Below are 13,110 nucleotides of genomic sequence, written 5' to 3'. Positions count from 1 at the left end.
TCGTGCCGGACACCGCGACCGACATCGACCGCATCATGGACCCCGACGCCGTCGCCGTCGTCGGTGCCTCCACCGACGAGACCAAACGCGGCTACCAGGCCATCGAAACCCTCCAGGAGGGCGGCTACGAGGGCGACATCTATCCGGTGAACCCCTCGGCCGACGAGATCCGCGGCCTCGACGTCTATTCCACTGTGTCTGCGATCCCGGGCCGCGTCGATCTCGCACTCATCGTCACGCCCGCGAAGATCGTCCCCCAGATCCTCGAAGACTGCGCGGACACGGACCTGGCGGGCGCGGTCGTCATCGCCGTCGGCTTCGGCGAGGCCGGCGAGCAAGGGGAGGCACTCGAAGACGAGATCGTCTCCCTCGCGCGCGAACACGGCGTCAGACTCATCGGCCCCAACACGTCGGGGATGATCAACGTCCACCAGGGCCTGAACCTCGTCGGCGCCGACACGGTGCCCGAGGGGAACCTCGCGCTGCTCTGTCAGAGCGGGAACATGGCCATCTCCCTATTCACCGAAGCCGCCACCCGCGAGGGCGTCGGCTTCAGTCACTACGTCGGCGTCGGCAACGAGGCCGACCTCCAGTTCCACGAGTACCTCTCCTTTTTCGACGACGACCCCGAAACCGACGCGGTCGTCTGCTACGTCGAGGGGATGAGCGACGGCCGGGCCTTCCTCGAGGAAGCCCGTGAGGTGACGACCGACACGCCCATCGTCGTGCTGAAAAGTGGGCGCTCGGACGTGGGCAAGCGGTCGGCGTCCTCGCACACGGGGTCGCTGGCCGGCGACGCCGCGGTGACGGACGCCGTCCTCGAACAGGCGGGCGTCGTCAGCGTCGACCGCTCGGACGAACTCCTGTCGTCCGCGAGCGCGCTGTCATCGCTCCCCAGCGCCGACGGGAAGAACGTCGCCATCCTCGCCGACGGCGGCGGGCACGCGACGCTCGCCGCGGACGCCCTGTCCGAGCGCGGGCTCTCCATCCCACAGCTTACCGACGAGACCCAGGATCGACTGCAGGCGGTCCTGCCGGACGCGGCCAGCGTCGTCAACCCCGTCGACGTCGCGGGCGGCACCGACGAGGACCAGTCGGTGTTCGTCGACTGCGCCGAGGCCATCGTCGCCGACCCGAACGTGGACGCGCTCATGCTCTCGGGGCTCTTCGGCGGCTACGGCATCCGCTTCGCCGAGCAGTACACCGAGGTCGAGATCGAAGCGGCCCACGACCTGGCCGCCCTCGCCGAAGAGCACGGGAAACCCCTGGTGGTTCAAAGTGCCTACGAAGGATTCGACACGGAACCGCACGCAGTGCTGCGCGAGCAGGGGATTCCCGTCGTCGAGTCGCTCGACGTGGCGACGGCGAGCCTGGACGCGCTGGCGACCTACGGCGAGCGCGTCGCGGCCGCCGGCGAGAGCAGCGACTTCCAGCTCGCGGACGGGCCCGACGCGGCCGAGCCGATCTCCGACGCGGTCGCGGGCGGCCGGACGCAGCTCTCGGAGTTCGAGTCCAAACAGGCACTCGCGGCGGCCGACCTGCCGATCACGCCCTTCGAGTTGGCGACCACTCCGGACGAGGCCCGAGAGGCCGCAGCGTCGGTCGACGGCCCCGTCGCGATGAAGGTCGTCTCGCCCGACATCGTCCACAAGTCCGACGCGGGCGGCGTCGCACTGGACGTCAGTGCCGACGACGCCGCCGACACCTACGACGACCTGCTGGAGGCGGCCCACGAGTATGACCCCGACGCCCAGGTCGACGGCGTGCTCGTCTCGCCGATGGCCGACGCCGGCGTCGAACTCATCGTCGGCGTCGTCGACGACGACCAGTTCGGTCCCGTGGTGATGTGCGGCCTCGGCGGCGTGTTCGTCGAGGTCCTGGAGGACGTCGCGTTCCGCGCGCTGCCGCTCACCGAGGCTGACGCCCGCGCGCTCCTGGCCGACATCGACGCCCAGGAGATGTTAGACGGCGCCCGCGGAAACCCGCCGATCGACCGCGACGCGGTCGTGGACCTGCTGGTCGCGATGTCCGAGTTCGTCGCGGCGAACCCTTCGGTGTCGGAACTGGACCTGAACCCCGTGTTCGCCACCGAAGACGGCGTGGAAATCGTCGACGCTGCGATCACGCTCGATCCCGATGGAACTGTGCGCCCCGACAGCGAACCAGCTCTCTCACGAGGAACCACTGATGATTGAAATCGACGCCCCGCTGCGAGTCGAACGGACAGACGACCACGTCGCCCGCGTCACGTACGACCGGCCCGACGCCATGAACGCGTACAACGAACCCCTGCTTCGGGGTGCGGTCGAGGCGTTCGAGCGTCTGGACGACCGCGACGAGATACGCGCGATCGTCCTGACGGGCGCCGGCGACGCGTTCTGCGCCGGCGTCGACCTGAACGACATGCCGCTGACCCCGGAGATGGACTTCGCCGAGTACGAGACCGGCCTCGGCCTGTTCCAGAACGTCGTCCGGACGCTCCGCGGGATCGACACGCCGGTCATCGCCGCGGTCAACGGCTACGCGCTCGGCGCCGGCTGTGACACGGCGCTGGCCTGTGACTTCCGCGTCGTCAGCGACGAGGGCGTCGTCGGTGAGACGTTCATCGACGTCGGGTTCGTGCCCGGCGACGGCGGCGCGTTCCTCCTTCCCAGACTCATCGGCGAGGCGCGCGCGAAGGAACTCATCTTCACCGGGAAGAAACTCACAGGCGAGGAGATCGTCGAGTGGGACCTCGCGCGCGAGCAAGTCCCTGCGGACGAACTGCTCGACGCCGCCGCGGCGTTCGCCGATCAGTTGGCCGGTCGGCCGCCCGTCGCGCTGGCCCAGAGCAAGCGCCTCGTCAACGAGAGCTTCGACGTGGACATCGACCGCGCGCTCGGTGACGCCACCCGCGCACAGCGCATCTGCTCGCAGACGGACGACCACGAGGAGGCGGTCGCGGCGTTCCAGGAGGACCGGGAACCGGAGTTCGAGGGGCGATGAAGCGATTCACGGTCAGCGTCGTCCAGTTCGAGAGCACGCTCGGCCCGGCCGACGACGGCACGCTCGATCGGATGACCGACGCCATCGCTGCCGCGGACGCGGACCTGGTGGTGTTCCCGGAACTCGCCACGACCGGCTACCACGTCTTCGACGACCTCCCCGAGGTGGCCGAACCCGTCCCTGGCCCCACGACCGAGGCGCTCGGAACGGCTGCCGCCGACGCCGACGTTGAGGTGCTGTTCGGGATGCCGGTTCAGGACGGCGACGACGTGTACAACAGCGCAGTCTGGCTCGACGGCGACGGTGACGTACGGGCGCGCTACGACAAGCGCCACTGCTGGGGCGACGAGCGCGCGGTCTACGCGGTCGGCGACGAGTACGCTGTCGTCGACGCCCCGTTCGGTCGGGTCGGCGTCCAGATCTGTTACGACCTGAACTTCCCGGCGGCGAGTCTCGCGCTCGCCCGTGCGGAGTGTGACGTCGTGATCAACGTCTCCGCCTGGTCGCACACGATGGAACGCGACTGGCACACGTTGTTGCCGGCGCGCGCGGTCGAACAGGGCGCGTACGTCGTTGGCTGTAACCGCGCTGGTACGGAGGCCGGCAACACGTTCTGTGGGCACAGCACAGTGATCGAACCCGACGGCACGACGGTCGTCGAGCTGGGCACCGGCCCCGGCCAGGTCGCCGTCACGCTCGATCCCGGCGTGGTCGCGGCCGAGCGCGAACGGAACCCGATGCGGCGGGACCGCCCGGCCACCGACGCGGACGCGACGCGTCAGTGACGGCGCGTCCCGATTGGGATCTTTCCGGAAACGCCCCTTGCGAATTGGAACGAAACCAAGCTATTACCGAAATGCACTCCAATGATCAGTCAATGACGAAGGTAGCGCTCGACGAGGTGGACTTCCAGATCCTCCGCAGACTCGACGAGAACGGTGACATCGACGTCGACGAACTGAGCGAGGAACTCGACGTCAGCACCTCCACGATCTACTACCGGATGGAGAACTACCGGGAGAAAGACATCGTCCAGGGCGAGATCGCCCAGCTCGACCCGCAGAAACTCGGCTTGGAGCTGACGGCGATCACGGAGATCAACGCCGACTACGACGGCCCGGGCTACGAGGAGGTCGCCGAGAAGATCGCGGGTCTCTCGGGCGTCCAGCGCGTGTTCTTCATGCTCGGCGAGATGTCGTTCTACGTGCTCTCCCGGGTGCGCGACCACGAACACCTCCAGAAGCTGATGGAGGAGATCATCCAGACCGAGGGCGTGGACAACTCGACGACGAACATCGTCCTCCGGACGTTCAAGGACGAGGACCGCCTGCTGGTCAACTACGACGACGAGGACTTGGAACGGATCTTCGGCGATACCCCGCGGCCGGCCGACGACTGAGCCGACGAGGCGCGATTACGCCTCCGTGGCGTCGGTGTCCGCAGGGCGACGCCAGTAGGCTATTGAGGCTCGCACGCGTAGGCCGTCGGACATGTATCTCGCCGACGAGGCCTGGCCCGACCTGGGCACGTATTTCGAGGCGGAGTCGCTGGCGATCGTGCCGCTGGGGTCGACCGAACAGCACGGTCCGCACCTCCCGGAAGGCACCGACCACCTCATCGCGGAGGCGCTGGCGCGCGAGGCCGCAGAGCGCACCGGCTACCTCTGTACCCCAACGATCAACATCGGCGTCAGCCCCCACCACCGCCAGTTCCACGGGACGATGTGGGTGGACGCGCCGGTGTTCCGGGACTACGTCGAGAGCTTCTCGCGCAACCTCGCGTACCACGGCATCGACCGCATCGTGTACGTCAACGCCCACGGCGGCAACGTCGAACACCTCCGGGAGGTCGGTCGTCGCCTCCACGACGACGAGACCGCCTACGCCATCGAGTGGATGTGGGACGAGAGCATCCCCGACCTCGTCGACGAGGCGTTCGAGCACAACGGCCCTCACGGCGGCCCGAAAGAGACGGCGATGCTCATGCACATCGCGCGGGAGCTAGTCCACGAAGATCGGATGACCGACGCGCGAGACGGCGGCCGCGTCGAGCTGGGGGCGGACGAGCTTCGCGAGCACGGCGCCCGCACGTTCTACGACGCGGTCGAGAACAGCCCCAACGGCGTGTTCGGCGACCAGACGGACGCCACGCCCGAAATCGGGGCCGAACTGTTCGGGGCCGCGAGCGACCAGCTCGTGAAGCTCTGTGAGTGGCTGGCTGCCCAGCCGTTCGCGGACCTCATGCCCGACCCACACGTTGACTGAGCCGGCGAGCAATCGGCGGGCTGGCGGCTGCGGACGCATCGCTACCGACGTCACGCCCATCGAGAAGCGCCTCACCTGTCACCGACCGCAGGATTCACTCCAGCCGCGCCCCGCACTCCGTGCAGTACGTGGGGGGCACCTTCGTATGGTGCTCTTTCTGGCAGATGTCACAGACCACCATCGGATCATATGCGCTCGTCCTGAGTAGTTAAATGCGCCGGTCATGACGGTGTCTGTGGTGGAATCACACGCACGTGGGGCGTGACTGCACGCCCCTAGTCGCGGCCCAGGTCGTAGAACTCCGCGTTCGGTCGCATGTCCGTCAGGTGGGCGAGCCGGTTCGAGAGGTTGTAGAACGCTGCGACGTTGCCGACGTCCCAGATCGCCTTCCGGCTGAAGCCGTGGGCCTCCAGTTCTTCGAGGTCCTCGTCGTCGATCCGGGCGGGCTCCTCGGTGACCTTCACGGCGAAATCGAGCATCGCCTCGTGGGCCTCGTTGACGTTTGCCGTCCGGTGGTTGGTGGCGAGCTGCTCGGCCAGATGCGGGTCGTCGGCGTAGATCCGGCAGAGCGCGCCGTGGGCGACGATGCAGTACAGGCAGTCGTTCACGCCGCTGACGGTGACGACGATCATCTCGATCTCCTCGCGTTCCAGCGCCGTCTCCTCGATCAGCGCGTCGTGGTACTGAATGAACGCCTGGGCCTGCTGTGGCCGGTAGGCGAGCGCGCGGAACACGTTGGGCGTGAAGCCGGCGCGCTCGGTCTCTTCCTCGATCCGCTCCTGCAGTTCCGGGGGGAGCTCCTCGACGTCCGGCACTGGAAACCGCGTCATGGCTGGGATTTCGTCTGCCATACGACTGGCTGCTCGTGCAGGCGCCATAGGTGTTGGGCGGTGCGGCCCCAGGTCGCACAGGTACTGGAACCGGGGGAGCGTTTTTGTCCCTGCTCTCACAGGTCACTGGTATGCACACTGTCCCCACGACGCACGGAGGCGAGTACTGATGGCGCGGACGACCGACGCCGTCGCGGCGCTCTTCGAGGCGGCCGGCGTCGAGACGGTGTTCGGCTTCCCCTGCGAGCAGATGGACCCCTACTACGCGAGCCTGGCCGGCTCGGATCTGCGGCACGTCCTCGCCCGGAGCGAGGCGAGCGCGACGCTGATGGCGGACGGCTACGCTCGGGCGGCCCGGACGATCGGCGTCGTCGACGGCGTCAGCGGCCCGGGCGCCGCCTACATGAGCGTCGGGCTCTGCGAGGCCGCCGGCGCGTCCTCGCCGGTGCTGGCGCTCACGGGCGGCAACGACCGGGAAACCCGCGGCACCGGCGTCATCCAGGACGGCGACAACGAGGCGATCCTCGACCCGTTCACCGCGTCGACGGCCGACGCGGAGACGCCGGACAGAGCCGTCGCGGCGGTCGAACACGCCGTCAGAGAGGCGACGACCGGCGTCCCGTCGCCGGTCCACGTCAACCTCCCAGAAGACGTGATGGCAGCCGAGACCGACCGCGAGCCCCGCGGCGACGTGGACGGCACGTATCCGCGGACGCGTCCGGCCCCCAGCGACGACTCGATCGCGGCGATCACGGACCTGCTCGCCGACGCCGAGCGCCCGGTGATCGTCGCGGGCGAGGGCGTCATCCGGGCAGGTGCCAGCGACGCGCTCTCGGCGTTCGCCGAGACCGCGGACGTGCCGGTCGTGACCTCGATGAACGGGAAAGGCGCCGTCGCCGAGACCGCGCCCTACGCCCTCGGGGTCGTCGGCCGCTGGGGCTTCTGCCAGGTGGCCAACGACGCCGTCGCGGACGCGGACCTCGTCATCGGGCTCGGAACGCGGTTCGGCGAACTCACCTCGGTGGGGTGGACGCTCGTGCCCGAGGACGTCCCGCTGGTTCACGTGGACCTCGACCCGGCGTGGCTCGGCCGCAACTACGAACCCACCGTGGCGGTGCGGGCCGACCTCCGGGCGACGCTCGATGCGCTCGCCGACGCGGCCACGGGCGACGCCGACCGCGCCGCGCGCGTCGACGACCTCGCCGCCGACCGCGCGGACTGGCGCGCCGCCCACGAAGACGACCTGACGAGCGACGAGACCCCGGTCAAGCCCCAGCGCGTCGTGGGCGAACTGAACGAGCGGCTGCCGGCCGACGCGATCCTCGTGAGCGCGACGAGCTTCCCCGGCTTCTTCTCGGGTGCGTTCTACGAGACGGAAACGGCGGGTCTGGGCTACCTCCAGGCGCGCGGCAGCGACGGCATCAACGTCTGTCTCCCGCAGGCGCTGGGCGTCCAGGTCGCGCGGCCGGACCAGCCCGTGGTCGCGCTCTCGGGCGACGGCGGCATCGGCTACCACGTCGCCGACCTGGAGACCGCAGCGCGGGAGGACCTCCCGATCACGGTGGTCGTCACGAACAACGACTCGCTGGGCTCATCGAAGATGAGCCAGCTCGGCGCGTACAACGTCGACCAGTCCACGGACTTCCACGACGGCGTCGACTACGCGCAGGTCGCCCGCGGCTTCGGCTGCGCCGGCGAGCGCGTCACCGACCCCGAGCGGATCGGTCCGGCCATCTCCGAGGCGCTCGAATCGGACGAACCGACGCTGCTGGACGTGCAGGTGGACCCCTACGCCGCGCCGCCGGTGCTGGTCGAGTAACTTTAGAACACCGGGTCGTACACGGCCGCGCCGGTCTCCTCGTACCTCGTTTGCAGAGTCTCCCGGAGGAAGTCCCGGCCGAGCATCGACTCGACGTCGAACGGGCCGACGTCGCCACCGGACCCGCGCTTGAGGATCTCGTCGATCGTGTCCTCGTCGCCGACGCCGTCCTGGACGAGCCGGTGGCCCTCGTTGACGAGCGCGCCGACGACGGGCGTCACGTCGTGGGGCTCGTCGACCGCGGGGAGCAGGCAGGTCTCGCCGTCCCACTCGAAAAAGCCCTGCCCGGTCTTCTTGCCGAGGTCGCCCGCCGCGACCATCGCGTCCATGCGGTCGTGGATCAGGGGCGGCGGCGCGTACCGATCGCCGTACACCTCGCCGAGGTTCGCGACGGTCGCCAGGTGGACGTCGATCCCGATGAGGTCGATGAACTCGATGGGGCCGCGGTCGAAGCCGACGTTCGCCGCACCGCGATCGATGGCTGCGGCGTCGGCGGCCAGCAGCTCCCAGGTGCCCGCGCACTTGATGCTCGCCGAGAGCCGCGAGAGGCAGTTCGCCCGGTACTCCGCGCCCAGTTCGATCGGCGTCCGGTCGATCGCCTCGCCGACGGCCCGGGCCATCGAGAGCGCGCGCTCGGCGGCGTCGTCGCCGGAAATCTCGACGACGTCGCGTTCGAGCGCCGGGTTGGCGAAGTGAAAGAGGACGACCCGTTCCGGGCGCTCCAGCTCGGCGGCGACGTCGCCGGGCGTCAGCGACGACGTATTCGTGCCTACGACGGCATCGTCCGGCAGGACGGCTTCGAGGTCCGCCACGAGGTCCCGTTTCAACTCGAGCCGTTCCGGGACGGCTTCGACGACGAACTCGCAGTCGGCGAGCGCGTCGAGGTCGGTGTCGTAGTCGATCCGATCTGCCAGGCCCTCGGTGGGGTCGAGGCCCGCGGCGTCGAGGGCCTCCGGGAGGATCGTCTGGTGGTAGTCCCGTGCCGATGCGAGCGCGTCTGCGTCGACGTCGACGAGGGTGACGGGGAAGCCGCCGTTCGCGAGCAGGCCCGCGATGTCGCGGCCCATCAGGCCAGCGCCGACGACGCCGGTCGTGTGTGGTCGTGTCATGGCTCGAGAGTGGGATCGGTGACCGGTTGCTCACCGGTCCGCGTTCTGAGGAGGTAGTAGCTCCCGCCGACGGCGAGCGAGCCCACCCAGGCGGCGAACACCGTGGGCGACTGGCTCGCCAGCAAGACGAGCAGGAGGCAGTTGAGCGGGATCGCGAGGGCTGCCATACCGGCGACGGCCCGGTTCGGAAGCGGAAGGGCCGCGGCGACCTCCCCCGGTCTCGTCCGGATCGCCGCGAGCGCCGCGAGCATCACCGGGACGAGGAGGAACGCGCCACCGAACCCGAGCAGCGAGCCGAGTTCGGCGATGGGCAGCGGTGAGACGAGCGCCGCCACCGAGCAGACGTAGACGACCGCCAGGCCCCAGTGTGGGGTGTCGAAGCGGTCGTTCGTGGCCGCGAGCGACCGCGGCATCAGACCGTCGGCGGCCAGTACTTCGAGGTACTTCGGGGTGATCATGAAGACGGCGTTGACGCTGGTGGCGATGGCGAACAGCGCGCCGCCGACGACGAACAGCGACTGGAGCGCCGCTGGGAGGAACTGCGCGGCCGGGACGGCGAGCGTCGCGCCCGCCATCGCCTCGGGGCCGACGGTGCCGACCGCCACCAGGCCGATGCTCGCGTAGATGACGAGCACCAGCGGGACGCTCACGGCGAAGGAGCGCGGAATGGTCACCGTCGCGTCGCGGATCTCCCCGCCGATGTCGACGACGAAGTTCGCTCCGAGACAGACGAAGTAGAGGACGCCCGCCGCCGTCGCGACGCCGACGGCGCCGTTGGGAAACGCCGGCGTCAGGTTCGCCGTCCGCACCGCCGGCGCGCCGAAGACGATGAACGACCCGAGCGCGGCGACGAGACCGACGAACATCAGGACCTGTGCGGTGGCGGCGGGGCGAAGACCGAGCAGGTTCACGGCGAAAAACAGCGTCAGGACCGCCAGGCCGACGAGGGTCGGGCTGACCGGGAGGAGCGACTCGACGTACTGGCCGGCGGTGAGCGCGTACAGCGGGAGGCCCCCGCTGAACATGCTGATCCCCAGCCCCCAGGCGGCCAGGAAGGCGAGGGGACGGGAGACCAGCGCGGCCGGATACCGGTAGTTCCCGCCGGTCGTCGGGAACGCCGCGCCGAGCATCGCCGTCGGCAGCAACCCGAGGATGGCGATGCCGAAGGCGAGCACGAACGCGACGACGACGCCAGGCCCCGTGATGCCGACGGCGATCCCCGTCAGGCTGAACAGCGCCCCGCCGACGATCAGGCCGACCTCGATCGTCACCGCGTGGAGCAGGCTGATCCCGTCATCGGTGTGTGGCTGTTGCACGTGACACTCTCTGACACGTCGTACCGCGTGAAAATGTTTGTCCTCCAACTGGATTGTGCTGTCACGTCTCCCTGGCGAGGCCACTACCAGTCGTCGAAACGTGGGGGTGGGAACCCACGAGAGTGAGAATTGGGGGGTGGGGGTTGTGGGGGGTGAGTGGCACACTGCGTGCCAGTACCTGCAATTCTCCGCCGCTGGGTAATAAAGGCACCTTCCAGATTATCACGGCTGATATTCGTGATGGTTCGCTAACTGGTTCGCGATCGGCGTCCCGGGGTGTTGTGGGCCGAGTGTGCGGTCCGCGACCCGCTGGACCGGTTCCGGTGCGTCAGTCGCCGTCGACGGTCTCCAGGCGGACGTTGAACGTCGCCCCGTCCCGGTCGTTCGCGTCGATCCAGACCTCGCCGCCGTAGCTCTCGACGAGGGAGTTGACGAGATAGAGGCCGATCCCCGTCCCGTCGCTGTCGAGGCCTTTGGTGCCCTTGCCGAAGATCGACTCCGTCTGACCCGCTGGAATGCCCGGGCCGTTGTCGGCGACGTGGACGGTCACCGTCGAGTCGGACTCGGTGACCGACACCTCGATTTCGGGGCGGTCGCTGTCGTTGTGCTGGACGGCGTTTTTCAGGAGGTTGCGAAAGACGGAGTTGAGCATCTCGTCGGCGTAGACGGCGGTTCTGGGGATGGGCGTCGTGGTCTCGACGAGTACGTGGTCGTAGGCGGACTGGAGGTCGTCGAGTTGGGTTTCGAGCGTGCGCGCGAGTAGCGTCGGTTCGCGGTTGGTGCCGTCCTGCAGGATCGTCTCCATCAGGTCACGGGCGATCTGCGTGAGTTCGACGACGTGATCGGCGTGGTCGAGGATCTGGTCGGCGTAGTCGGTCAGCGTCTCGTCGTCGGTCCGGGCGGCGAGCAGTTCGCTCAGGCTCACCACGAGCTGCATGTCGTTGCGGATGTCGTGGCGGACGATGCGGTTGAGCACTTCGAGCCGCTCGTTTTGCTCCTGGAGACGTCGCTCGCGAGTCTTCCGGTCGGTGACGTCGGTGACGATCCCGATCATCCGGCCCTGGCCCTCGTCGGTCGTGACGACCTGCCCGCGTGCCTCGACCCAGCGTTCCGTCTCCTCGTCGGGCTGGATCCGGAACTCCGCCTCGTACAGGTCGCCGCTCTCGATCGCCCGTCTGTGCGCACGGGCGATCTCCGGAACGTCGTCCGGATGAACGAGGTCGATGAAGTCCTCGTAACTGCCGTTGAACGTGTTCGGATCGAGGCCGAACAACTGCTCCATGCTCTCGTTCCAGGTCGACGTGTTGGTGTCGAGGTCCTGTTCCCAGACGCCCGTGTCGGTCGCGTCGAGCGCCAGGTCGAGCCAGCGCTTGGTCTCCCTGAGATCGCGCTCGCGTGCCTTCCGGCCGGTGATGTCGTGGCTGATGCCCATGACGCCGACGACGTTGCCGGCCCCGTCGCGGTACGGGAACTTGTTGTCGATGAAGACGTGCTCGCGCCCGCCGATGTGGCGGACTGTCTCGCCGGTCTCGGACTGACCCGACGCGACGATCTCGCTGTCGTGTGCCTTGATCGCGGCGGCGCTCTCCGCGTCGAACAGGTCGTCGTCGGTCAATCCCACGGCGTCTGCGGGGTCCAGCCCGAAGAGGCTCGCAGCCGCGTCGTTCAGCAGTTGGTACTCCCCGTCGCGGTTCTTGAGGTAGATCGGGTTCGTCGTGTTCTCGATGATCGCCTCGAGTCGCCGTTCGTACTCCTTGCGCTCTGTGATCTCCCGGGAGAAGATCGACAGTCCGTTCGCGTCGGGATAGACCTCGACCGTCACCCAGTATCCGAAGGGATCGTCGAGGAACGTCTCGAACGACGCCGGTTCGCTCGTCTCCATCGCCGTCCGGTAGTGGGCTGCCGTCTCCGTTCCTCGAACCTCCGGAAAGACGGTCCACAGTGTTTCACCCAGCACCTCGGCTTCGGCGACGCCGGTCCGCTCGGCCATCTTATCGTTCCAGTAGGTGATCGTCCAGTCCGTGTCGACGGCGTAGTACGCGTCGGAGATGCGCTCTGTCAGCTGTTCGTATTTCTCTTTCTGGGACTGGAGCTCGTTCCGGGCTTCGATGCCGGCGATGGCGTTCGCGATCGTCTCGCCGAGTTCTGCGAGCAGTTCCCGCTCGGCGTCGCTGAAGGCGTCGGGCCGGTCGGTGTAGAGGTTGAGCACGCGACATGCGCGGCCGTCGCACACGAGGGGGACGGCTGCACTCGACTCGTAGCCCCGCGCGAGCGCCTCCTCGCGCCACGGCTCGTAGTCTGGGTCGTCGTGGATGTTCTGGATGGCCTGAATCTCGCCGGTCCGGACGGCCGTCGCGGTGGGACCACGACTCGCCGGGCCTTCACGTACCGAGATCACCAGGTCGTCGCAGTAGTCCTCGCCCACTCCGGCCGCGGTGCTCGGGACGACCTCCCCGCACTCGGCGTCGTACTCGCCGATCCAGGCGAAGACGTACGGGTCTGCGTCGGCGAACACCGCACAGACCGTCGTTTCGAGTTCTCCGAGCGACTCCGATTCGACGAGTCCCCGATTGACGTCGCGGATCGTCGCCGAGATCCGCTGTTCCTCGGTGGGACCGTCGGCATCCATACGTAAGCATATTGCTGACTCTCCGAAAGTATGACGGTCCGCAAGTCAAAACTGATACTCCTGGCCGCTCGAGGTTGTGGTTCTTCAGTAGAGTGCCGATATATGTTACTATTTGTTCATTTTTCGATGTCAGGATGGGCGCCACGCGTCCACGGCCG

10 protein-coding genes are annotated in these 13,110 nt (G+C 68.2%); 6 read left to right on the top strand and 4 right to left on the bottom strand.

The window, feature by feature from the left end:
• The first annotated feature begins 2 nt into the window (after positions 1 to 2).
• From MU553_RS16685 to MU553_RS16665, 5 genes are all read left to right on the top strand, one after another.
• The gene (locus MU553_RS16685) at positions 3 to 2,195 is read left to right on the top strand and encodes an acetate--CoA ligase family protein (RefSeq protein WP_247379541.1); all 2,193 of its coding nucleotides are present in this window, start codon (positions 3 to 5) and stop codon (positions 2,193 to 2,195) included.
• On the top strand, positions 2,188 to 2,985 hold the full coding sequence (locus MU553_RS16680; protein WP_247379539.1) for an enoyl-CoA hydratase/isomerase family protein: 798 nt from the start codon (positions 2,188 to 2,190) through the stop codon (positions 2,983 to 2,985). Before MU553_RS16685 ends, MU553_RS16680 begins: the two co-directional genes overlap by 8 nt.
• Positions 2,982 to 3,770: a carbon-nitrogen hydrolase family protein gene (locus MU553_RS16675; protein WP_247379537.1), complete on the top strand. Its 789-nt coding sequence runs from the start codon at positions 2,982 to 2,984 to the stop codon at positions 3,768 to 3,770. Before MU553_RS16680 ends, MU553_RS16675 begins: the two co-directional genes overlap by 4 nt.
• 92 nt (positions 3,771 to 3,862) lie before the next feature.
• Positions 3,863 to 4,384, top strand: coding sequence for an Lrp/AsnC family transcriptional regulator (locus MU553_RS16670; protein WP_247379534.1), 522 nt, complete (start codon positions 3,863 to 3,865; stop codon positions 4,382 to 4,384).
• Positions 4,385 to 4,475: 91 nt separating this feature from the next.
• Positions 4,476 to 5,249: a creatininase family protein gene (locus MU553_RS16665; protein ID WP_247379532.1), complete on the top strand. Its 774-nt coding sequence runs from the start codon at positions 4,476 to 4,478 to the stop codon at positions 5,247 to 5,249.
• Between the two features lie 275 nt (positions 5,250 to 5,524).
• On the opposite strand, the gene MU553_RS16660 is transcribed toward MU553_RS16665, so the two are convergent.
• Positions 5,525 to 6,100, bottom strand: a complete 576-nt coding sequence (locus tag MU553_RS16660; RefSeq protein WP_247379530.1) for a peroxidase-related enzyme — start codon at positions 6,098 to 6,100, stop codon at positions 5,525 to 5,527.
• A 148-nt stretch (positions 6,101 to 6,248) separates the two neighbouring features.
• On the opposite strand from MU553_RS16660, the gene MU553_RS16655 reads away from it, so the two are divergent.
• Positions 6,249 to 7,898: a thiamine pyrophosphate-binding protein gene (locus MU553_RS16655; RefSeq protein ID WP_247379527.1), complete on the top strand. Its 1,650-nt coding sequence runs from the start codon at positions 6,249 to 6,251 to the stop codon at positions 7,896 to 7,898.
• Positions 7,899 to 7,900: 2 nt separating this feature from the next.
• Here the strand turns inward: MU553_RS16655 and MU553_RS16650 are convergent, their stop codons facing one another.
• The 3 genes from MU553_RS16650 to MU553_RS16640 form a co-directional block, all read right to left on the bottom strand.
• Positions 7,901 to 9,007 (bottom strand): 3-hydroxyacyl-CoA dehydrogenase, encoded by a 1,107-nt coding sequence (locus tag MU553_RS16650; protein ID WP_247379525.1) that lies wholly within the window; start codon positions 9,005 to 9,007, stop codon positions 7,901 to 7,903.
• Positions 9,004 to 10,323: an APC family permease gene (locus MU553_RS16645; RefSeq protein WP_247379523.1), complete on the bottom strand. Its 1,320-nt coding sequence runs from the start codon at positions 10,321 to 10,323 to the stop codon at positions 9,004 to 9,006. The genes MU553_RS16650 and MU553_RS16645 overlap by 4 nt, the downstream gene beginning before the upstream one ends.
• A 328-nt stretch (positions 10,324 to 10,651) precedes the next feature.
• The gene (locus MU553_RS16640) at positions 10,652 to 12,952 is read right to left on the bottom strand and encodes a PAS domain-containing sensor histidine kinase (protein WP_247379521.1); all 2,301 of its coding nucleotides are present in this window, start codon (positions 12,950 to 12,952) and stop codon (positions 10,652 to 10,654) included.
• Positions 12,953 to 13,110 lie beyond the last annotated feature (158 nt).

The sequence above is a fragment of the Halorientalis brevis genome (assembly GCF_023077655.1).
This window is presented reverse-complemented; position numbering and strand designations above follow the sequence as displayed.

Bases quoted from the DNA above. Each gene is read 5' to 3' on its own strand.
- MU553_RS16675 (WP_247379537.1), top strand. From the start codon at position 2,982: ATGAAGCGATTCACGGTCAGCGTCGTCCAGTTCGAGAGCACGCTCGGC.
- MU553_RS16660 (WP_247379530.1), bottom strand. From the start codon at position 6,100: ATGGCAGACGAAATCCCAGCCATGACGCGGTTTCCAGTGCCGGACGTC.
- MU553_RS16640 (WP_247379521.1), bottom strand. From the start codon at position 12,952: ATGGATGCCGACGGTCCCACCGAGGAACAGCGGATCTCGGCGACGATC.
- MU553_RS16680 (WP_247379539.1), top strand. From the start codon at position 2,188: ATGATTGAAATCGACGCCCCGCTGCGAGTCGAACGGACAGACGACCAC.
- MU553_RS16670 (WP_247379534.1), top strand. From the start codon at position 3,863: ATGACGAAGGTAGCGCTCGACGAGGTGGACTTCCAGATCCTCCGCAGA.
- MU553_RS16650 (WP_247379525.1), bottom strand. From the start codon at position 9,007: ATGACACGACCACACACGACCGGCGTCGTCGGCGCTGGCCTGATGGGC.
- MU553_RS16665 (WP_247379532.1), top strand. From the start codon at position 4,476: ATGTATCTCGCCGACGAGGCCTGGCCCGACCTGGGCACGTATTTCGAG.
- MU553_RS16655 (WP_247379527.1), top strand. From the start codon at position 6,249: ATGGCGCGGACGACCGACGCCGTCGCGGCGCTCTTCGAGGCGGCCGGC.